This window comes from Asanoa ishikariensis (genome assembly GCF_900107455.1).
GTDB classification, from domain to species: domain Bacteria; phylum Actinomycetota; class Actinomycetes; order Mycobacteriales; family Micromonosporaceae; genus Asanoa; species Asanoa ishikariensis.
The window spans coordinates 1,061,764-1,082,490 of record NZ_FNQB01000002.1; the positions used below are offsets into that span (position 1 = coordinate 1,061,764).

At 70.5% G+C, this 20,727-nt stretch carries 21 protein-coding genes; 18 read left to right on the forward strand and 3 right to left on the reverse strand.

Going from position 1 to position 20,727, the window contains the following annotated elements; all coding sequences use genetic code 11:
* Window position 1: 1 nt before the first annotated feature.
* The 5 genes from BLV39_RS19255 (at window position 2) to BLV39_RS19275 (ending at window position 5,889) form a co-directional block, all read left to right on the forward strand.
* Complete coding sequence (locus BLV39_RS19255; protein ID WP_090794184.1) at window positions 2-2,248, forward strand: [protein-PII] uridylyltransferase; 2,247 nt, start codon at window positions 2-4, stop codon at window positions 2,246-2,248.
* A 77-nt stretch (window positions 2,249-2,325) separates the two neighbouring features.
* Entirely contained in the window at window positions 2,326-3,216 is an 891-nt protein-coding gene (locus BLV39_RS19260) for an ABC transporter ATP-binding protein (RefSeq protein WP_090794186.1), read from the forward strand.
* Entirely contained in the window at window positions 3,206-4,027 is an 822-nt protein-coding gene (locus BLV39_RS19265; RefSeq protein WP_090794188.1) for an ABC transporter permease, read from the forward strand. Before BLV39_RS19260 ends, BLV39_RS19265 begins: the two co-directional genes overlap by 11 nt.
* A 15-nt stretch (window positions 4,028-4,042) precedes the next feature.
* Entirely contained in the window at window positions 4,043-5,215 is a 1,173-nt protein-coding gene (locus BLV39_RS19270) for a sensor histidine kinase (protein WP_090794190.1), read from the forward strand.
* A 5-nt stretch (window positions 5,216-5,220) separates the two neighbouring features.
* Window positions 5,221-5,889 carry a response regulator transcription factor gene (locus BLV39_RS19275; RefSeq protein ID WP_239083838.1) on the forward strand — a complete coding sequence of 223 codons (669 nt, stop codon included), beginning with the start codon at window positions 5,221-5,223 and terminating at the stop codon, window positions 5,887-5,889.
* A gap of 408 nt (window positions 5,890-6,297) precedes the next feature.
* On the opposite strand, the gene BLV39_RS19280 is transcribed toward BLV39_RS19275, so the two are convergent.
* The gene (locus BLV39_RS19280; protein WP_090794194.1) at window positions 6,298-7,245 is read right to left on the reverse strand and encodes a prenyltransferase/squalene oxidase repeat-containing protein; all 948 of its coding nucleotides are present in this window, start codon (window positions 7,243-7,245) and stop codon (window positions 6,298-6,300) included.
* Between the two features lie 541 nt (window positions 7,246-7,786).
* Between BLV39_RS19280 and ffh the strand changes: the two genes are divergently transcribed.
* From ffh to BLV39_RS19300, 4 genes are all read left to right on the forward strand, one after another.
* The gene (gene ffh / locus BLV39_RS19285; protein ID WP_090794196.1) at window positions 7,787-9,349 is read left to right on the forward strand and encodes a signal recognition particle protein; all 1,563 of its coding nucleotides are present in this window, start codon (window positions 7,787-7,789) and stop codon (window positions 9,347-9,349) included.
* Window positions 9,350-9,419: 70 nt separating this feature from the next.
* Window positions 9,420-10,010 (forward strand): Uma2 family endonuclease, encoded by a 591-nt coding sequence (locus tag BLV39_RS19290; protein WP_090797543.1) that lies wholly within the window; start codon window positions 9,420-9,422, stop codon window positions 10,008-10,010.
* Between the two features lie 51 nt (window positions 10,011-10,061).
* Window positions 10,062-10,490 (forward strand): VOC family protein, encoded by a 429-nt coding sequence (locus BLV39_RS19295; protein WP_090794198.1) that lies wholly within the window; start codon window positions 10,062-10,064, stop codon window positions 10,488-10,490.
* Window positions 10,487-11,569: an amidohydrolase family protein gene (locus tag BLV39_RS19300; RefSeq protein WP_239083844.1), complete on the forward strand. Its 1,083-nt coding sequence runs from the start codon at window positions 10,487-10,489 to the stop codon at window positions 11,567-11,569. The genes BLV39_RS19295 and BLV39_RS19300 overlap by 4 nt, the downstream gene beginning before the upstream one ends.
* A 164-nt stretch (window positions 11,570-11,733) precedes the next feature.
* On the opposite strand, the gene BLV39_RS19305 is transcribed toward BLV39_RS19300, so the two are convergent.
* Window positions 11,734-12,120 (reverse strand): carboxymuconolactone decarboxylase family protein, encoded by a 387-nt coding sequence (locus BLV39_RS19305; RefSeq protein ID WP_090794200.1) that lies wholly within the window; start codon window positions 12,118-12,120, stop codon window positions 11,734-11,736.
* Between the two features lie 336 nt (window positions 12,121-12,456).
* Between BLV39_RS19305 and proS the strand changes: the two genes are divergently transcribed.
* From proS to trmD, 7 genes are all read left to right on the forward strand, one after another.
* The gene (proS, locus tag BLV39_RS19310; RefSeq protein ID WP_090794202.1) at window positions 12,457-13,863 is read left to right on the forward strand and encodes a proline--tRNA ligase; all 1,407 of its coding nucleotides are present in this window, start codon (window positions 12,457-12,459) and stop codon (window positions 13,861-13,863) included.
* Window positions 13,863-14,513, forward strand: coding sequence for a ribonuclease FAU-1 family protein (locus BLV39_RS19315; RefSeq protein ID WP_090794203.1), 651 nt, complete (start codon window positions 13,863-13,865; stop codon window positions 14,511-14,513). Before proS ends, BLV39_RS19315 begins: the two co-directional genes overlap by 1 nt.
* A gap of 38 nt (window positions 14,514-14,551) precedes the next feature.
* A complete protein-coding gene (locus BLV39_RS19320; RefSeq protein WP_090794205.1) occupies window positions 14,552-15,199 on the forward strand; it encodes a ribonuclease FAU-1 family protein in 648 nt (215 codons plus the stop codon).
* A 292-nt stretch (window positions 15,200-15,491) separates the two neighbouring features.
* On the forward strand, window positions 15,492-16,019 hold the full coding sequence (gene rpsP, locus BLV39_RS19325; RefSeq protein WP_090794207.1) for a 30S ribosomal protein S16: 528 nt from the start codon (window positions 15,492-15,494) through the stop codon (window positions 16,017-16,019).
* Complete coding sequence (locus tag BLV39_RS19330) at window positions 15,994-16,254, forward strand: RNA-binding protein (RefSeq protein ID WP_176984981.1); 261 nt, start codon at window positions 15,994-15,996, stop codon at window positions 16,252-16,254. Before rpsP ends, BLV39_RS19330 begins: the two co-directional genes overlap by 26 nt.
* Window positions 16,254-16,784, forward strand: coding sequence for a ribosome maturation factor RimM (gene rimM / locus BLV39_RS19335; protein ID WP_090794211.1), 531 nt, complete (start codon window positions 16,254-16,256; stop codon window positions 16,782-16,784). Before BLV39_RS19330 ends, rimM begins: the two co-directional genes overlap by 1 nt.
* Complete coding sequence (trmD, locus tag BLV39_RS19340; RefSeq protein ID WP_090794215.1) at window positions 16,784-17,515, forward strand: tRNA (guanosine(37)-N1)-methyltransferase TrmD; 732 nt, start codon at window positions 16,784-16,786, stop codon at window positions 17,513-17,515. The genes rimM and trmD overlap by 1 nt, the downstream gene beginning before the upstream one ends.
* Window positions 17,516-17,522: 7 nt before the next feature.
* Here the strand turns inward: trmD and BLV39_RS19345 are convergent, their stop codons facing one another.
* Window positions 17,523-18,131 (reverse strand): TetR/AcrR family transcriptional regulator, encoded by a 609-nt coding sequence (locus BLV39_RS19345; protein ID WP_090794218.1) that lies wholly within the window; start codon window positions 18,129-18,131, stop codon window positions 17,523-17,525.
* 104 nt (window positions 18,132-18,235) lie between these two features.
* Between BLV39_RS19345 and BLV39_RS19350 the strand changes: the two genes are divergently transcribed.
* Together BLV39_RS19350 and rplS are read left to right on the forward strand one after the other, a co-directional pair.
* Window positions 18,236-19,201 (forward strand): NADP-dependent oxidoreductase, encoded by a 966-nt coding sequence (locus tag BLV39_RS19350; protein ID WP_090794221.1) that lies wholly within the window; start codon window positions 18,236-18,238, stop codon window positions 19,199-19,201.
* 1,003 nt (window positions 19,202-20,204) lie between these two features.
* Window positions 20,205-20,561, forward strand: a complete 357-nt coding sequence (rplS, locus tag BLV39_RS19355; RefSeq protein ID WP_090794224.1) for a 50S ribosomal protein L19 — start codon at window positions 20,205-20,207, stop codon at window positions 20,559-20,561.
* Window positions 20,562-20,727: the final 166 nt, after the last annotated feature.

Here is a 20,727-nt window from a genome sequence, read left to right on the forward strand (position 1 = left end):
CATGACGACGACCGGGGGATCGACGCCAGTTTCGACTGGAGTCGGTCCCCCGGTCATTCCTGTCGGGATCGGGGCGGCTGCTCGGTCGGCTCGCGCGGCCGTTCTGGACGCGTGGCTGCGGGAGTTGTTTCCCGCCTCGGCTTCCGGCGTGGCGCTCGTGGCCGTTGGTGGCCTCGGGCGTCGTGAGTGCGCTCCGCACGGCGACCTCGACCTGGTGCTCCTGCACGCGGGCGTGCCCGGGATGGACGAGTTGGCCGCGTCCCTCTGGTATCCGATCTGGGACGCCAAGCTCGGCCTCGACCATTCTGTGCGCACGCTGCCCGAGGCGCTGTCGGTGGCGCACGACGACGTGAAGGTCGCGCTCGGACTGCTCGATGCCCGGCACATCGCCGGCGACGAGTCGCTGACCGGGCAGCTCGCCGAGGCCGCCTCCGACCAGTGGCGGCGCACGGCGATCCGGCAGTTGCCGGCGCTGCGTGCGGTCACGACCGCCCGCTGGGAGGCGCACGGCGAGCTCGCGTTCCTGTTGGAGGGCGACCTCAAGGAGGCGGCCGGCGGGCTGCGCGACGTCGGTGTGCTGCGCGGCATCGCGCGCTCCGGCGTCACCGACGCGCTGCGGCCGGCCGTACGGGCCGCGCACCTGCGGTTGCTGGACACCCGCGACGCGCTGCACCTCGCGGTCGGCCGGCGGGTCGACCGGCTCGTCGCACAGGAACGCCTCGCGGTGGCGGGGCTGCTGGGCCTGGAAGACGGCGACGCGCTGCTGCGGCGGGTGGCGAGCGACGCCCGTACGGTCGCCAACGCGCTCGACGACGCCTGGCGGGCCGCCGACCGGGTCCGGGTGGTCCGCCGGCGCGGAGGTGACGGCAAGCCGGTGCGCCGCCCCGTCGCCCGCGATGTGGTCGAGCAGGACGGCGAGCTCGTGCTGGCCCGCACCGCGATCGGTGCCCGGCCGGACCCGTCGCTGTCGCTGCGGATCGCCGCCGCGGCCGCCACGACCCGCCTGCCCATCTCCAGGGCGACCTGCGAGTGGCTGGCCGCCTATTGCCCGCCGCTGCCCTCGCCCTGGCCCGCCTCCGCGCGGGCCGCGCTGGTCACCCTGCTCGGGGCCGGCAGCGGGCTGGTGCCGGTCTGGGAGACCTGTGACCGGTACGGGCTGGTCGACGGCTGGCTGCCGGAGTGGGCGCGGATGCGCAGCCTGCCCCAGCACAACCCGGTGCACCGGTTCACCCTCGACCGCCACCTGGTGCAGGCGGCGGCCGAGGCGACCGGGTTCACCCGCGAGGTCGACCGGCCCGACTTGCTGTTGCTGGCTGCCTTCCTGCACGACGTCGGCAAGGGCCTGCCCGGCGACCACAGCACCGTCGGTGCCCCCGTCGCGGCCGCCGTGGCCGCCCGGATCGGGCTGCCGCCGGCCGACGTCGCGCTGATCGAGAAGCTGGTCCGGCTGCACCTGCTGCTGCCCGAGGTGGCCACCCGCCGGGACCTCTCCGACCCGAAGACGATCGCCGCTGTGGCTCTCGCGGTGGGCGACGCGACCACCTTGGACTTGCTGCACGGGTTGGCCCGGGCCGACGCGATGGCGACGGGACCGGCCGCCTGGTCCGACTGGAAGGGCCGCCTGATCGACTCGCTCGTGCGCCTCACGCACACCGCGTTGGACACCGGCGTGCTGCCGGCCCTGCCGACACCCGACCCGGCGCTGGTGGCCGGGCCGCTGCCGGCCGTACACCTCGACGGCGACCGGGTCGCGGTGGCCGCGGCCGACCGGCGTGGACTGCTGGCCGCGGTGGCCGGGTGCCTCGCGCTGCACCGCCTCGACGTGGTGAGCGCCGACGTGTCCACGGTGGAGGACCGGGCGCTGGTCGAGTTCCTCACCTCCCCGCGCTACGGCGCGCCGCCTGATCCGATCGCCCTGGCCAACGACCTGCGCCGCGCCGTGGCCGGCGACGTGTCCGTGACCCAGCGGCTGCGCGGTCGAAGCCGCTCGGGCGGCTCCGGCGCACCGCCCCGGGTCGTCTGGCACCGGGACGCGGCCACCGACGCGGTCGTGCTGGAGCTTCGGGCCGCCGACTCGCCGGCGCTGCTCTACCGGGTGGCCAGCGCGCTCGACGAGGCCGGGGCGTCCGTGCGGGCGGCTCGGATCTCCACCCTGGGCGGTGACGTGGTGGACGCGTTCTACCTGGTCGGCATCGGAGCGGGGGAGCAGGCCGTGGAGGCCGCTGTGTTGGCCGCCGCCCAAGCCTGATCTACGTTCCCGGGCGTACGCCGGCTGCCGCTCTGGCGCGGACGCGGTTCTGCCGGGCGCCGGGCAGCGTATGGGGCATGGAACCGGTGGTGTGCGAAAAGCTGACGAAACGGTACGGCGAGGTGGTCGCTGTGCAGGATCTGGATCTCTCGGTCCGGGCCGGTGAGGTGTACGGCTTCCTGGGCCCCAACGGCGCGGGGAAGACGACCACCCTGCGGATGCTGCTCGGCCTGGTCCGGCCGACCAGCGGGCGGGTGCTGCTGCACGGCCGGCCGCCCGGCGACCTGTCCGGCGTCGGCGCGCTGATCGAGGGCCCGGCGTTCTATCCCTACCTGAGCGGGCGGGACAACCTGCGGGTGCTGGCCCGCTACGCCGGCGTCGACGACCGGCGGATCGACGTCGTGCTGGACCTGGTCGACCTGACCGACCGGGCCCGGCACAAGTTCGCCACGTACTCGCTGGGCATGAAGCAGCGGCTCGGCGTCGCTGCGGCCCTGCTCAAGGACCCACAGTTGTTGATCCTGGACGAGCCGACCAACGGGCTCGACCCGGCCGGCATGGCCGACATGCGCACGCTGATCCGCCGACTCGGGGCGGCCGGATCCACCGTGTTGATTTCCAGCCATCTACTCGGTGAGGTCGAGCAGATCTGCGACCGGGTCGGCATCGTCGCGCGCGGCGCGCTGGTCGCCGAGAACACGGTCGCCGAGCTTCGCAGCGGTGCTGGGCTGCGGATTTTTGCTGAGCCGGTCGACGACGCGGCTGCCTGGCTCCGGCTGCTGCTGGGGACTTCGGCGGTGGCGGTCGTCGACGGGGCGCTGGACGTCACGGTCTCGCCGGCGCGGGCGGCCGAGATCAACGAGTCGATGGTCAAGGCGGGAATCGCGGTCAGTGGGCTGCGTACCCGCGAGCGCGACCTGGAGCAGGTCTTCCTCGAGCTCACCGGAGGCGAGAGCAATGGTCGGTAGTTTCCGCGCGGAGCTGATCAAGCTGAACAAGCGGCCGGCGACGTGGCTGCTGCTGGGGATCGCGTTGACGCTCGGTGCGCTGTTCGCGTACGTGATCCCGTATCTCGGTGCGACCAGTGGGACAACAGGAGCGACCGCCGACCGTGGTCTGGCCGCGACCTTGCCGGCGAACATCGTCGGCAACACGCTCGGTGGCTACCCGGTCTTCCTCGGCGCCCTCCTGGTCGTGCTGGGTGTGCTGTTCGTCGGCGGCGAGTACGGCTGGGGCTCCTGGAAGACCGTGCTGACCCAGGGTCCGTCGCGGACGACGGTGCTTTTCGGCAAGTTCGGCGTGCTCGCGCTGGCCGCGCTCGGCTTCGTCTTGGCGATCTTCCTGATGGGCACGGTGGCAAGCGTGCTGATCGCGGCTGCCGAGAACGCCTCGATGACCTTCCCGTCGGCCTTCGACATCGTGCGCGGCATCGGCGCGGGCTGGCTGATCGCGACGATGTGGGCGATGTTCGGCGCGGTGCTGGGCATCCTGCTGCGCGGCGTCGCGCTCGCGGTCGGGCTCGGTCTCGTGTGGATGCTGGCGGTGCAGAACCTGATCTCGCAGTTGGCCGCGCCGCTGCTGCCGTGGGTGGACAGCGCGCAACGGGGGCTGCCCGGGCCGGGGGCCGGGGCGCTGGTGGCTTCGCTGGGCGCGCCCACCGGGACGCCGGGCGTGGAGGCGTTGATGGGCGGCGGGCCGGCGACGCTGGTGGTCGCGGCCTACCTGGTCGTCTTCGTGGCGCTAGGTGCGGTGGTCCTGCGCCGCCGTGACATTCTCTGACGTGTGGAGGCTGTGATGAGCTCGTCGGCCCGCCGTGGCGCTGTGCGTCGCTGGGTGGCGGACGGGCTCGTCACGGCGTTTCTGCTGCTCATCGGCGTGTTCGGTTCGCATTTCGCCCAGGAGAACCAGGCGGCGACCGGGACGCTGCGGACGCCGCTCGACGCACTCGCGTACGGGCTGGTCATCGGCGCGGCGGCGGTCTCCATCGTGCGGCGGCGCTGGCCGGTGAGCACGCTCGTCGTCGTGGCCGGGATGTCGGCTGCGTACCTGATCCTCGGGTATCCCTACGGCCCCATCCTGATCACGTTCGCGGTGGCGGTCTACACCGTGGCGGAGGAACTGCCGCTGCGCCGGGCGGCCTGGTTCGGGGGCGGTGCCTTCGTACTCCTGGCGCTCCACGCCTTCGTGCCCTTCACGGACCCGACCAACACGAAGTTCGGCGGGCTGTTGCCGGCCGCGGCGTTCGTGGCGGTGCCGTTCGCGATCGGGGTGACCGTCAAGGTGAGCCGGGAGGCGGTGCAGCGGTCCCGGGCCGACGAGGCGCGCCGGATCGCGGACGACGAGCGGCTGCGGGTCGCACAGGAGGTGCACGACGTGGTCGGGCACGGGTTGGCCGCGATCAACATGCAGGCGGAGATCGCGCTGCATCTGTTGCCCCGTAAGCCGGAGGAGGCGGAGGCCGCGCTGACCCGGATCAGCCTCAGCAGCAAGGCGGCGCTCGACGAGCTGCGGGTCACGCTGTCGGTGCTCCGCGAGCGTGGCGACCGCGCGCCGGCGCCGGGGCTCGCGGAGGTGCCGGCGCTGCGGGACCGGCTGGCCGAGTCGGGGTTGCCGGTGTCGCTGTCGGTGGTGGGCACGGCGGGGGAGCTGCCGCTGGCGGTGGATCTCGCCGCCTATCGGGTGGTGCAGGAGTCTCTGACCAACGTCCTGCGGCATGCGGGCGCGGCGACTGCCGCGGTGGTGATCACGTACCTGCCGGCGTCGGTGGTGGTCGAGGTGACGGACACGGGCCGGGGCGGCGTCGTCGGTGTCGTCCCTGGCCATGGGCTCCAGGGGATGCGGGAGCGGGTGACGGCGTTGGGCGGCACGCTCACGGCCGGGCCACTGAGCGCCGGTCGGGGCTGGCGGGTGCATGCCGAGTTGCCGGTGGCGCCGTCCGGCGCCGCGTTACCGGATGGGGAATGGTGAGTGGCGTGGCTGCGGACGAGATCGGTGTGCTGATCGCCGACGACCAGGACCTGGTGCGGATCGGGCTGCGTTCGCTGGTCGAGGCGGAAGACGGGATGCGGGTGGTCGGCGAGGCCGCCGACGGCATCGAGGTGGTGGCGGCCGCGGCGGCCACGTCCCCGTCGATCGTGCTGATGGACGTGCGCATGCCCGGCATCGACGGCATCGAGGCGACCCGGCGGATCGTGGCCGACCCGGCGCTGGAGCAGACCCGGGTGATCGTGCTGACGACGTTCGAGCTCGACGAGTACGTCTTCGACGCCCTGCGGCACGGTGCCAGCGGCTTCCTGACCAAGGACACCAAGCCGGCCGAGTTGCTGCGGGCGATCCGGCTGGTGGCGGCGGGTGAGGCGTTGCTGTCGCCGTCGGTGACCCGGCGGGTGGTGCGGGAGTTCGCCACCCGGCCGTCGCGCACGCTGAAGCCGCACCCGCAGTTGGGCACGCTGACCGAGCGCGAGCGCGAGATCGTCGGGCTGGTCGGCGAGGGCCTGTCCAACGAGGAGATAGCCGCGCGGTTGGTGGTCTCGCCCGCGACGGCCCGGACCCACGTCAGCCGCGCAATGATCAAGCTGGGCGCGCGGGACCGGGCGCAGTTGGTGGTCTTCGCCTATCAGTCGGGGTTGGTATCGCTCTGAACGTCGCAGCCGGTCGTTTCTAACCGTGCCAGCGCCTGGCGATCGTCAGGCCAAGGAAGTCGATGGTCCCCGCAACGGCTGAGCCATTGGCATGGGCAGTCCGAATCGGACCGCCCATGCCGAGCCACGCGTGTTCAGCCCTTCCGCTCCGACCGTCGCACCAACCGATCGAGGACTGCGCATGACGCTATGAAGGTCAGCGCTGCGTCACCGGTGTCCGGCATTCGCCAAGCCACAAGGGCGAGGCAGACTGACAGGAATGCGATGACGAGTGTCCTCGTCGAGACGGTGCCGGTCGTCTGTGGTTGGGCCGATTTGGCCATTTCATTTGTTCCTTTCGCGTGGTCCCTCCCACAAACGTCGTGAGCCTAACGGCAGCAGGTCCCCGGTCGCGTCCCACTCCCGAGTTCAACTTTTTCGCGCTGCCCAGGTGAGCACCCGGGTGGCTCGTAGGGTGTTCCAGCGGCTGGGTTGGCCGTCGCCCGCTTCCATGGAGAAGAAGACCAGCCCTGGGTGGGTGTTCTCCAGCAGCCAGGTGCCGTCTGGCTGTCGCTTGCGCCGCAGTAGATCGACGGCCTCCTGGATGCGTGCGTCGGGTGGTTGGGCGGTGGCTCGGAAATAGTCGAGCGCGCGGAGGACGTCGTAGTGCCAGCGGAACGGGAACGAGAAGCTCAGCCAGTCTTCGTCGACCACGGCGCCGGTGCTCTTGCGCCGGAACAGGCCGCGCTCGAGGAGGTATTCCTCGCCGCGCCGGCGGGCCGGCTCGACGTCGAGCGCGCCGCCGGTCTGTTGGTAGGTGAGTAGGCCGTCGAGCACGTTGATTGTGCTGGCGAACGAGGAGACCTCGGCGCCCCTTTCCAGCTCGCAGTTCCAGCCGCCGTCGGCGTATTGCTCCCCTAGTAGTCGTTCGACGATGCCGTCGACGGGCTGGCCGAAGTAGGCGCCGATCCGCACCGTGCGCCCGTTGATGCAGGCCTCGACCTCACCGTCGAAGAACGGCTGGGCCTCGTGCTCCCACCGGACGGTGTCGCGCACGTCGGTGACGGCCTTCTGGACCTGCTCGTCGGCGGGGTCGATGCCTAGCTCGACCAGCACGTCGAGCGTCGGGAGCGTGGAGACCCACGGTTGGCCGTCGCTCTCGTCGTCAGGTGGTGGCTCGTGGTTGGCGGGGAAGCATGCGCCGCCGGCCCACCCGCCGCCGTCGTCCCGCTGCGCGAGCAGTTGGGCACCCCACCCCTCGCGGGCTACTTTGGCCCGCTCCGCGGCGACGACCTCGGGCGAGGCGCCGGCTAGATCGCGCAGCACCTGCCAACGGATCGCCGGGTCACTGTCGAGCAACCAATCCATGGCGGTCATAGGCGGAGGCTAACCCGCCCCACCGACAACTCTCGTCCCATGGACCTCGCCCTCAGGCGGACTGCCACCGGGCACGCCGTATGCCTCAGCCCGGAGCAGGATCGCCAGCGCAAATGGCCGGTGGCGTTCCGGGGGAGGTCTGCCGGCCGGCAGACGGCCGTCGCTGGTGGGCTTGGGTTCCTCGCCCAGTGGCCTTGCCTGCGGCTGGTCAGCGGCCTTGCCTGCGGCTGGTCAGCGGCCTTGCCTCTGGCTGGCCATTGTTGGTGGCGGGCTGCGGCGCGGTGTGGGGGCGACACGCCGGGGGTTGATGGCGGGGTGAGGGGGACCGGCGGCGGGGCTGGCAAGCGACGCGTCAGCGAGCGATCCCCGGCGGGAGCGACGGTCGCGCCCACGGCGAACCCGGGCAATGTGTTTGCTGGTGTTCTTGGTTGTCGGTCACCCGGCCGTTGGTGGATCGGCCGGAGCGGGCTGAGCCGGATACCCTAACGAGGGCTCTCATGGCCTGCTTCGCCCACAGAACTATGACAAACGGGATGTTTACGTGTTCGACACCCTGAGCGACCGCCTCAACGGGATCTTCACCAAGCTCCGTGGCAAGGGGCGGCTGACCGATGCTGACATCGACGCTACGGCGCGCGAGATCCGGTTGGCGCTGCTCGAGGCCGATGTAGCGCTGCCGGTGGTTCGTGGCTTCATCGCCCGGATCAAGGAGCGGGCGCGTGGGTCCGAGGTCTCCCAGGCGCTGAACCCGGCGCAGCAGGTCATCAAGATCGTGCACGAAGAGCTGGTCAACGTGCTGGGTGGCGACACCCGGCGGTTGCAGCTCGCCAAGCAGCCGCCCTCCGTGATCATGCTCGCCGGTCTCCAGGGTTCCGGTAAGACGACGCTCGCCGGCAAGCTGGCGCGCTTCCTGGCGGGGCAGGGGCACCAGCCGCTGCTGGTCGCGGCCGACCTTCAGCGGCCCAACGCGGTCACGCAGCTTCAGGTGCTCGGCGAGCGGGCCGGTGTCGAGGTGTTCGCGCCCGAGCCGGGCAACGGGGTGGGCGACCCCGTCGACGTGGCGCGGGCGTCGATCGAGCACGCCAAGCGGGTGGCGCGTGACATCGTCATCGTCGACACTGCCGGCCGGCTGGGCATCGACGCCGAGATGATGGCGCAGGCCGCCAACATCCGCGACGCGGTCGACCCCGACGAGGTGCTGTTCGTCATCGACGCGATGGTCGGCCAGGACGCGGTCAACACCGCCGAGGCCTTCCGTGACGGCGTCGGCATCACCGGCGTCGTGCTGTCCAAGCTGGACGGTGACGCCCGTGGTGGTGCGGCGCTGTCGGTGCGCGAGGTGACCGGGCAGCCGATCCTGTTCGCGTCCACGGGCGAGAAGCTCGAAGACTTCGACATCTTCCACCCCGACCGGATGGCGAGCCGCATCCTCGGGATGGGCGACGTGCTCACGCTGATCGAGCAGGCCGAGCAGGCCTTCGACGCCGATCAGAAAGAGAAGATGACCGCCAAGCTCATGGGCGGTGAGCAGTTCACGCTCGAGGACTTCCTCGACCAGATGGTGGCGATGCGGCGGATGGGCCCGATCGCCAACGTCCTGGCGATGATGCCCGGCATGGGCCAGGTCAAGGACCAGTTGGCCGACCTCGACGACAAGCACTTCGACCGTGTCACCGCGATCATCCGGTCGATGACCCCCAACGAGCGGGTCAACCCGAAGATCATCAATGGCTCGCGCCGGGCGCGGATCGCGAACGGCTCCGGCGTCACGGTGATGGACGTGAACCAACTGCTCAACCGCTTCGTCGAGGCGCAGAAGATGATGAAGCAGATGGGCGGGATGATGGGCCTGCCGGGCTCCCGCCGCAAGGCCACGAAGAGCCCGAAGAACAAGCGCAAGGGCACGAAGGGCGGCTCGCGTCCCCGTCCGGTCGGCGGCGCCGGCATGCCTGGCGGGTTCCCGGGTGGGATGCCGGGCGGGATGCCGGCCGGCTTCGACCCGTCGGCGTTGTCGGGCGACGGCGCGCAGGGGCTGCCGCCGGGCTTCAAGCTGCCGAAGATCGACTTCAACAAGCTCCGCCGCCAGGAGGGCAACGAGAAGTAGGCATGTTCCGGGACAGCGGGCGATCTTAGGAGCACTTAGCGTCATGGGCGACTACTCAGAGGAGGAGCCCATGACCGCGGCACCGACCCTGCCCGAGCGGCAGGAGTGGACGGTCGACGACCTCGGCGAACTGCCCGGGGACCTCCGCTACGAACTGATCAACGGAAGGTTGATCGTGGCGTCGCCCACCCACCCCCATCAGGACCTTTGCGTCCGCATCCTGCTCGCCCTCGAGGCCAACTGTCCGGAAGACCAGTACTACGTCAGCCTGGACACCTCGCTGCGGATTGATCGACGCAGCGAGCCACGTCCGGACATCGCCGTGATCGTTCCCGATCACAACACGACCAGCCCCATCCCGATCGAAGACGCGATCCTCGCCATCGAGGTGATCTCACCCGATTCGACCTTCCGCGATCTCTACGACAAGGTCCGCCTATACGGCCGCGCCGGCGTACAACGCTATTGGGTGGTCGACCCGCAGCACGACGACATCACGTTGTCCGAGTTCACGCTGTCGGCGAGCGGTGAGCTGGTGCCGTCAGCGCACACCGCGGAGGTCTTCACCACCGAGTGGCCGTGGAAGGTCACCATCGACCTACCGGCGCTCACTCAGCGGTGGAAGGCGAAGGTCGCGCGCGACGTGCGCAATCGCGGCTAGAGCCCGTCGATCGGCGGTGCCAATGTCATACGGCGCGCTTAGGATCGCCGGGTGGCATACGAGTTTCAGGTGACCGTCGACTGCGCGGAGCCGCATGTGTTGGCTGACTGGTGGGCCGACGCGCTCGGGTGGGACGTCGAGGCGCAGGACGAGGCATTCATCCGCCGCATGGTCGAGCAGGGGCACGCCACCGAGGACGAGACCGCCCGGCACAACGGTGCGCTGGTGTGGAAGAGCGGCGCGGCGATCCGGCACCCCGAAGGGCTCGAGCGCGCGCCACGCCTGCTCTTCCAGCAGGTGCCCGAGCCCAAGACGGTGAAGAACCGGGTGCACCTCGACGTCCGCACCGGCGACGACCGCGACGCCGTAGTGGCCCGGCTGATCAGCAAGGGTGCCACGCACCTGCACGACGGGCGGCAGGGTCCGCAGAGCTGGGTGACGCTCGCCGACCCGGAAGGCAACGAGCTGTGCGTGAGCTGACGCCGCTGCACGTCCGCGGGGTGGTGCTTCCCGACGACACCACCCGCGATCTCTGGCTGGTCGGCGACCGGGTCACGTTCGAGCCCGTGGCCGGCGCCGAGACGATCAGCGACGGCGGTTTCGTGCTGCCGGGCCTGGTCGACGCGCACTGCCACATCGGCATCGCGGCCGGCGGCGCGGCGATCTCCACCGTGGAGCAGGCGCTCGCCGCCGCCGTGATCGACCGCGACGCCGGCACGCTGGCGATCCGCGACGCGGGCTCGCCGTTCCCCTACCCGGAGCTCGACGACCACCCCGACGCGCCGCGGCTGTCCCGGGCGGGCCGGCACCTGGCCGCGCCGAAGACCCACCTGAAGGGGATTCCGGTCGAGTGCTCGCCGGAGGAGCTACCCGCGGCCGCGGCCGAGCAGGCCCGGGCCGGCAACGGCTGGGTCAAGCTCGTCGGTGACTGGCTGGACCGCTCGCTGGCCGACCTTGGCCCGACGTTCGAGCCCGAGGTGCTGGCCGCCGCCATCGACGCCGCGCACGCGGCCGGTGCGCGGGTGGCGGTGCACACGTTCAGCGAGACAGCGGTGTCCACATTGGTGCGCGCCGGGGTGGACTCGGTCGAGCACGGCACGGGCCTGTCCCTCGACAACGTCGACGAGATGGCGCGACGCGGCACGGTGCTGGTGCCGACAATGATCAATATCGAGACCTTCGACGACATCGCGGCGCGGGCGCAGGAGAAGTTCCCTGGATACGCGGCCCACATGCGCGACCTGCACGCCCGCTTCCCTGAGGTGGTCCGCGCGGCTCACGAGGCCGGCGTCCCGATCCGCGTCGGCACCGACGCCGGTGGCGCCATCCCGCACGGCGTCTGCGCCGACGAGATGCTGATGCTGCACGAGCGGGCCGGCATGTCGGCGATCGACGTCCTGGCCGCCGCTTCGTGGGAGGCCCGCGACTGGCTCGGCTTCCCCGGGCTGGTCGAGGGCGGCCTGGCCGACCTGGTCGTCTATGACGCCGACCCGCGCGCGGACCTACGGGTGGTCCGCGACCCGCGCCGGATCGTCCTACGGGGTCGCGTCATCCGTTAGGCGGGAGGCGGTTTCAAGCAGCGTCCGGGCGCCGAGCATGGGACACCCGCGGTCGTGGGACTCGCCCTGCCTATTGACGCCGGTCGGCGTGACCTCGACGCAGATCACGGCGCCGACCCGACCTGGCATCGGTCGGTTGACGCGGGACCGGCTCGGGATGGGCGCTAGGTGGTGTCGGCTTGTTCGGCGAAGACCGCCAGGGCCGTCTGGTAGGAGTCGAAGGCTCGGGCGGCGCCCGCGTACGCCTCCAGGTGGATGAATAGCTCGACGATCTCGGCCTTGGTCACCCCGCTGCCCAGGGCGATCCGCACCTGGCCGCGCAGCGGCTCGTGGGTGCCCAACGTGGCCGCGATCGTCACGGAGATCAACGCGCGGGTGCGGTCGTCCAGGCCCGGCCGGCTCCAGGAGTCACCGAACGTGTGCTCGGTCGCCAACCGTCGGAACTCGGCGCCCGTGGCTGGTTCCCCGGGGCCGAGCGGCAGGTTCAGCGGCTGGCCGAGTAGCCGCTCCGCGGTGTCCAAAGCCTGCCGGTGAGCATCAGGTGTCGTCATCAAGGCTCAGCGTAAGTCGCCGAACACTGCATTTCGCCCAAAAGGCCCGGCCCAGGGCGGCCCGTCGCTGGCGCGTTTGCTCTGCACCCATCTACGCACCACCCCGTGCGGAAGGTGGTGCGTATATGGGTGCAGAGCAAAGCCTGCGATTTTGGCCTACCGCGGACCTGGCAGGGCCGGCCCCTTGTGGGGCCGCCCGGTGCGCGCGGGAGCGAGCGGTCGTGCCCACGACGGACGCGCGCACATGACTTGGATCCGCTCAGGTCAGATGATCAAGTCGGCGTACCCGCATTCCGGTCGCGATGATCAAAGACCCCCTCGCTAGGATTCTCGGTTATGGCTCGCGTGCTTACTCCCCGTGCGGAGGACTTTCCCCGCTGGTACCAGGATCTGATCGCCAAGGCCCAGCTTGCCGACAACGGCCCGGTGCGCGGCACGATGGTGATCCGACCGGCCGGGTACTCGATCTGGGAGCGCATGCAGGCCGAGATGGATGCGCGGATCAAGATCGCGGGTGCGGAGAACGCGTACTTCCCGCTGTTCATCCCCGAGAGCTACCTCAAGCGCGAGGCCCAGCACGTCGAGGGCTTCTCGCCCGAGCTCGCCGTCGTCACCCACGGTGGTGGCAAGCAGCTCTCCGAGCCGGTCGTCGTGCGGCCGACCAGCGAGACCGTTATCGGCGAGTTCATGGCCAAGTGGGTGGACTCCTACCGCGACCTGCCCCTGCTGCTCAACCAGTGGGCCAACGTCGTGCGCTGGGAGCTCCGGCCCCGGATCTTCCTGCGGACCAGCGAGTTCCTCTGGCAGGAGGGCCACACCGCGCACGCCACCGAGGAGGACGCGCGCAGCTACGCGCGCAAGATCCTGCACGAGGTGTACGAGGACTTCATGGTCGGCGTGCTCGGCATCCCGGTGGTGGTCGGGCGCAAGACCAACCGGGAGCGGTTCGCGGGCGCGACCAGCACCTACACGCTCGAGGGCATGATGGGCGACGGCAAGGCGCTGCAGATGGGCACCTCGCACGAGCTCGGCCAGAACTTCGCCAAGGCGTTCGACATCAGCTACTCCGCGGCCAGCGGCGGGGTTGAGCACGCCTGGACGACCTCCTGGGGCACGTCGACCCGGATGATCGGCGGGCTGATCATGAGTCACGGCGACGACAACGGCCTGCGGGTGCCGCCGCGACTGGCGCCGATCCAGGCGTACGTGATGGTCGTCAAGGACGGTGACGGCGTGACCGCCGCGGCGCACAAGCTGCGCGACGCGCTCCGGGACGCCGGCGTGCGGGTCGGGCTCGATGACCGGGTCGACACGGCGTTCGGGCGGCGGGCGGTCGACGCCGAGCTCAAGGGCTACCCGGTGCGGATCGAGGTCGGGCCGCGTGACCTGGCGGCCGGCAACGCCGTCGTGGCGCGGCGGTACGACGGCAGCAAGACCCCCGTGCCCGTGGCCGACGTGGTTGGTCGCGTGCTCGCGGTGCTCGAGGAGGACCAGCAGAGGCTGCACGACGAGGCGCTGGCGTTCCGTGAGTCGCACACCGTCGAGGTGTCGAACCTGGCCGACGCGATCGCGGCGACGGCGACCGGCTGGGCCCGGGTGCCGTGGTCGGCGATCGGCGTCGACGGTGAGGCACAGGCCAACGGCCAGGGCGTGACCGTGCGCTGCCTGGTCCGCGCCGACGGCTCCGTGCCCGGCTCGCAGGAAGAGCCGGAGCTGGTCGCCATCCTCGGCCGCTCCTACTGATGGGTTTCGCTCCCGGCAGCCTGATCGTCCACCGCAACGCCCGGCACGACCGCCTGGGCTGGGTTCGCCCGGTCCGGGTGGTCAGTGACGACGAGCGCGGGCTGCTGGTCTGGATCGCCTCCGGCTCGGTGGTGGCCTCCGAGGTCGCGGCCGACGGCCGGGGCATGCGGGCGATGCCGTTCGCCGAGTGGGTCACGCTGTCCTACGGGCTGAAGCTGCATCCGTGGCTGGGCAACGGCGTGCTCAAGTTCCATCCGGTCGGCGAGGACCACTCGGTCTGGTGGTTCCGGAACGCCGAGGGCGGCTTCGCCAACTGGTACGTGAACCTCGAAGAGCGCGCGGTCCGCTGGGACGACGGCGACCTCGCCGGGATCGACGTGGTCGACCAGGACCTCGACATCGTGGTCGACCCGGACCGGTCGTGGCGCTGGAAGGACGAGGACGAGTTCACCGAGCGGCTGGCGTTTCCGGACCACTATTGGGTACGCGATGAGGCTGCCGTCCGCGCCGAAGGCTGGCGGGTCGTCAAGCGGATCGAGGCGGGCGAGTTCCCGTTCGACGGCACCTGGATCGACTTCTCGCCGGACCCCGGCTGGGTGACTCCTACTGAGCTGCCGTTGGGCTGGGACCGGCCGGTCGTCGTTCGCTGAGCCCCGCAGGCGGGGGTGCGGCTCGTAGGCTGCTGATCATGACGCTTGCCCCGGGCCGTACCGTGCTGCGGCGCTACTGGCGCGCCGGGCGAATCAGCTTCCTCGTCCCGACGGTCGTGGTCGGCGACGACGCACAGGGCCTGCGGCTCTGGCATCCGGCCGGCGCCACCTTCTGGCGGCTGATGACGCCCGACGGCCGCACCCATCACGACGGCACGCTGGACGAACTTGGCCCGACGGAGCTGACCCCGCAAACCTGGATCGGCGGCCCGCCGCTGTACTTCCACCCCGCCGACGGCTCACCCTGGTCGGTCTGGTGGTTCTTCGACCAGCACACGGGCGAGTTCGACGGCTGGTACGTGAACCTCGAAGACGCGGTTCGCCGCTGGGACGACGGCACTCTCGCCGGGATCGATACCGCCGACCACGCCCTCGACATCCTGGTCGAGCCGGACCGCAGTTGGCGCTGGAAAGACGAGGACGAGCTGGCCGCCAAGACCGACAAGTCGGACTACTGGGATATTGCGGGCGCCGCCAAGATCCGCGAGAACGGCGAGGCGGTGATCGAGCTGATCGAGGCCGGCAAGTTCCCCTTCGACGGCACCTGGTGTGATCTTCGCCCGGACCCGTCCTGGCGGATCCCCGCTGAGCTGCCGCCCGGTTGGGACCGTCAACGGACTGTTTGACCGGTTTTGTAGTGACCGCGACCAGTGGCGAAGCTGGCAAGCGGAGCGCAGCGGAGCGATCCCCGGCGGGAGCGACGGTCGCGCCGACGGCGGACCCGGGACACGGAATTTCATCTCTTCTGACCCGGCGTGGGCATTCGTAGACCGTCTGGCAGAATGGGTTGTTGGTATCCGGCATGTGTTCGGCGCCCTCTACCCCGAATGCGTTGCCAGTCCACGAACGGTCCTCGGCTCAAACCCCACTGCGTCGGCCGACCGATCACCCACGTATCGCAACAGGAGCGAACAGACTGTGGCCGTAAAGATCCGGCTTCTGCGGATGGGCAAGATCCGCAACCCGCAATACCGCATCGTCGTCGCCGACTCGCGCACCAAGCGTGACGGCCGGGCGATCGAGTACGTCGGTATCTACCACCCCAAGGAAGATCCGTCGCTGATCGAGGTCAAGTCCGACAGGGTGCAGCACTGGCTGTCCGTGGGTGCCCAGCCGAGCGAGGCCGTGCAGCGGATCCTTGAGAAGACCGGCGACTGGCAGAAGTTCAAGAACCTGCCGGCTCCTCCGCCGCTGCTGGTCGCCGCCCCGCGCGTCGACAAGCGTGAGGCCTACGAGGTCGAGGCGCGTGCCGCGGCCGGGCTGGGCGAGGCGCCGGCGCCGACCAAGGCAGCCAAGAAGTCCGCGAAGGCCGCTGAGCCCAAGGCTGAGGCCGAGGCGCCCAAGGCTGACGCACCCAAGGCTGACGCACCCAAGGCTGACGCACCCAAGGCTGACGCACCCAAGTCCGAGGAGCAGGCGGTTGCGGACTCCGGCGAGCAGGCCTGACGTGGCACTCCGGCCCGCGCTGGAGCATCTCGTCAAGGGCATCGTCGATCACCCGGATGACGTTCGTGTCCGGCTGGTCGACTCACGTCGTGGCAAGCGGCTCGAAGTGCGTGTCAACCCCGAAGACCTGGGCACGGTGATCGGCCGGGGCGGGCGCACCGCCAAGGCGCTCCGCCAGGTCATCGGTTCGATCGGCGGCCGGGGCGTTCGGGTCGACATCGTCGACGCGTACTGATGCTTCTCGTCGTCGGCCGGATCGGTCGGCCACACGGCATTCGCGGTGAGGTCACCGTCGAGGTCCGGACCGACGAACCCGAGCAGCGGTTCGCTGCCGGGTCGGTGCTGCGCACCGACCCGGCAGCGGCCAGCGTCTCTTCCATCGTGCCCGACACGCTCACCATCGAAGAGGTGCGCTTTCACCAGGGGCGCCCGCTCGTGCTCTTCGACGGCTACTACGAGCGTGACCTGGTAGAAAACCTGCGCAACGTGCTGCTCGTCGTCGACTCCTCCGAGATCTCCGTCCCCGACGATCCGGACGAGTTCCTGGACCACCAGTTGGTGGGTCTGTCCGCGGTAAGCCCCGGCGGTGAGGTGCTCGGCACCGTCACCCGGATCGAGCACGCGCCGTCCTCGGATCTGCTCGTGCTTTCGCGGCCGGACGGTCGTTCCGCGCTGGTGCCGTTCGTCAAAGAGATCGTGCCCGCGGTCGACCTGGCCGGCGGTCGCGTGGTCGTCGACGCTCCGGCGGGCCTGCTGGACCTGTGATGCGGGTCGACGTAGTAACGATCTTTCCCGACTACCTGGCGCCGTTGTCGCTCTCGCTGATCGGCAAGGCCCAGGCGACCGGGCTCCTCTCCGTCGGCGTGCACGATCTGCGGTCGTGGACCTCGGACGTGCACCGGACTGTCGACGACACGCCCTATGGCGGCGGACCCGGCATGGTCATGCGGCCCGAGCCATGGGGTGCGGCGTTGGACTCGCTGGCCACGCCCTCTTCCCGGCTGGTCGTGCCCACACCTGTCGGTGCTCCGTTCACCCAGGCCACGGCGCACTCACTGGCGGCGGAGTCTCAGCTGATCTTCGCGTGCGGCCGGTACGAGGGCATCGACCAGCGGGTGATCGACCACGCCTCGTCCCGGATGCCGGTGACCGAGGTCTCGCTGGGCGACTACGTGCTGTTCGGCGGCGAGGTCGCGGTCCTCGTGATCATGGAGGCCGTGGTCCGGCTGCTGCCCGGTGTGCTCGGCAACGCCGACTCGCTGGCCGAGGAGTCGCACGCGGCCGGGCTGCTGGAAGCGCCCGTCTATACGAAGCCGCCGGCGTGGCGGGAGCTCGCCGTTCCGGACATCCTGCGCTCCGGCGACCATGGCCGCATCGCCCGCTGGCGCCGGGACGAGTCGCTGCGCCGCACCGCTTCGCGCCGCCCCGACATGCTCGTCGGCCCCAACGCACCGGAGCTTTCCAAGGCTGACCGCGCGGTTCTCGACGAGGGCTGACGGCTCCTCAGGCCGTCGTTGCCGGTGGTGGGTGCGGGAGGGGTTGCGCCCCCTCGGGCCGCAGTCCGTCGAAGATGATCGCCAGGTAGCGGCGCCACAGGTCCGGCGGGGCGTTGGGGACGTAGCTGACCACGTAGTTGGGCGCGCACATCAGCAGGATCACGTCGGTGCCGGTGACGTCTTTACGCACGGCTCCGCTCTCGTGGGCGTGGTCGACGAGCTTGTCGATGGTGTCGTACATCCGGGTGCGGACGGCGGTTACCTCCGGAGACAGGTCGCCGGCCTGTTGGAGGAACGAGAGGTCGCGTTGCTGGCGCTGCTCGGCGGCCGCGGCGAGGAACCCTCTCAGCGCGACGCCGGCGTCGGGTTCCTCTCGCAGCAGTCGCTCGCCTTCGGCGTTCAGAGCGTCCATCCGGTCGATGACGATCGCCGCGAGCAGGTCGTCCTTCGTCGCGAAGTGGCGGAACACCGTGCCCTTGCCGACGCCCGCGCGGCGGGCGATGTCGGCGATCGAGGCGTCCAGGCCGCGCTCGGCGAACTCGTCCGCGGCCGCGGACAGCAGGGCCCGCCGGTTGCGTACGGCATCGGCCCGCTGTGGTCGCGGCGTCTCGGTCATCCGGGGACTCTAACAAGTTGACCGCCCGGTCCGTTTATTGCTAGCTTCGCCTCCGTCGGAGAAAGTGACCGAGCGGTCCGTTTAGTGCGGGTGGGTGCGTGGTGATGAAGGCAGTGGTGGCGAGCGGGTACGGGCCGCCGGAGTCGCTTTCGGTCGCCGAGGTTCTGGTGCCGGTGGCCGGGCGTGGGCAGATCCAGGTGCGGATCGCGGCCGCCTCGATCAATCCGGCCGATGTGCGGCTGCCGAGCGGCGACTTTCGTGACGCCGTGCCGTTGGAGTTCCCGCACGTGCCGGGGAACGACTTCGCGGGGACGGTGAGTGCGGTCGGTGCTGGGGTTACGGGGTTCGTCGTGGGCGACGAGATCTTCGGCCAGGCGGTGCCGCGGGCGCTGCGAGCGATGGCGGGTCAGGCGCGGCCGTCGCTGAGCACGGGATCGTTGGCGGAGTACGCGGTTTTCGAGGCGGATACGCCGTTTCTCGCCCATCGGCCCTCGGGTCTGGGCGTGGCGGAGGCGGCCGCGCTGCCGACGGTCGGTCTGACCGCGCGGGCGTTGCTCGCGACGGCGTTGATCAGGCCGGGGGAGCGGGTGCTGGTCGTCGGAGCCACCGGTGGCGTGGGAACGGCGGTGGTGCCGCTGCTCTTTGCCGCCGGCGCACAGGTGATCGCGACCGCGACCGCCGTGGACGCGGACCTGCTGCGGGCACTCGGTGCGGCCGAGGTGATCGGCTACTCGGACTATCCGTCGGGGGTCGACGTGGTGATCAACGCGGTACTGCCGAGCGACGAGCTCGGTCCGGTGGCGAGGTCGCTGCGACCCGGGGGACGGCTGTTGACGATCACCTACCCGGTGCCGGAGCGGGCTTGGCTCGGCCGGGACGACGTCGACCTGCACTTCGTGCTGGACATGGACGGTCGGCTGGGCGGGATGCGCGAGGTGGCCGAGGCGGCGGTGAGCGGCGAACTGCCAGCCACGATCGGCCGCCGCTACACCCTGGCCGAAGGCCCGCAGGCATGCGTCGACTTCGCGCGCCTACACACAACCGGCAAGCTGGTCGTATCGGTTGCTTGACGGGCCAGGCCGGCTGCGGCCTGGGTGTCCGCCTCTGAGAGGCGGCGCTGGCGCCGCCAGCGGCCGGTTGTGTCAGTTGATTGACGGGCGGGGTCGGCTGCGGTCTTGGCGTCCGCCTCCGGGAGGCGGCGCTGGCGCCGCCGGCGGCCGGTTGTGTCAGTTGACCTGATGGCCTGCCGGCCGCGGGCCCGGGCGTCCGCCTTGAGGGGCAGCGCTGCCGCCGCCGGCAGGCTGGTTGTGGTCTGTTGCCTGATGGCCGGCCGCTGTCCTGGGCGTCCGCCTTAAGGGGCCGCACTCCCGCCGCCGGCAGGCTGGTTGTGTCAGTTGCCTGATGGCCGGCGGCGGACCTGGGTGCCCGCCTCTGGGAGAGCGGCGCTGCTGCCGCCGGCAGGCAGATGGCAGGCTAGTTGCGTCAATCGCCTGCGGGGCCGACCGTCCGCGGACCTGGGTGCCCGCCGCCGCGGAGCGGCCTTGCCGCCGCCGGCAGGTTGGTTGTGTCAATTGCTTGATGGCCGGCCGGCTGCGGGCCGAGGCGACACGCTCTGAGAAACGCCGTTGCTGCCGCGGCGGCTGGCAGATCTAGGTAATTCGTTGCTGCTCCAGCAGGAACGAAATACCTAGATCTCGAACGCCCGACCCACCGCGGACCTGGCAGCGCAGCGGAGCGGAGCGGTCCCGGCGGGAGCAACGGTCGTGCCTCCGGCGGGCCCGGGACATCTGCTCGATATTGATCTTGCATCTGCGGTCGCCGACGGGCCCGGGACGTCGCGTTGCATTGATCTTGGATCTGCGGTCTCCCTGGCTGACCCGGGACATCCGCTTGGTATTGATCTTGTTCGTGGGGTGATTTCCGGTGGCGGGCGACGATATGGCAAAGTAGTGGGGTTGCTTGCCGCAGTCGGCCACGCCGTGGACGGGCTGCGAGGATCTCCTGTAGTCGTGGGGGATCAGGATCACCCGTCGCACGCCGGTTCTGGTGTGCCGTCATATCGAAGGATGAGCGATGAACACCCTGGACGCCCTCGACGCCCAGTCGCAGCGGTCCGACATTCCCGATTTCCGCGCCGGTGACACCGTCAAGGTGCACGCGCGAGTCGTCGAAGGTGCCCGGTCGCGTGTGCAGATCTTCCAGGGCGTGGTCATCCGCCGCCAGGGAGCCGGTCTGCGTGAGACCTTCACCGTTCGCAAGATGAGCTTCGCTGTTGGTGTCGAGCGCACCTACCCGATCAACAGCCCGGCCATCGACCGGATCGAGATCGTGACCCGCGGTGACGTGCGTCGCGCGAAGCTCTACTACCTCCGTGAGCTGCGCGGCAAGAAGGCCAAGATCAAGGAGAAGCGCGAGAAGCAGCCCAGCTGACATCTGTCACTGCTGTGCCGTGGCCTCGTGCGGTTACGCTAGCCCCCACGAGGCCTCTCGATCGGGAACCGCCTCGGGCAGTATTGCCGTCGATGGACGGCGGCGCCCGCGTGCGGGCGCTTGGCTGACCTGGGGAGAGGCGCGGCGTGGATCGAGGCGATACCAG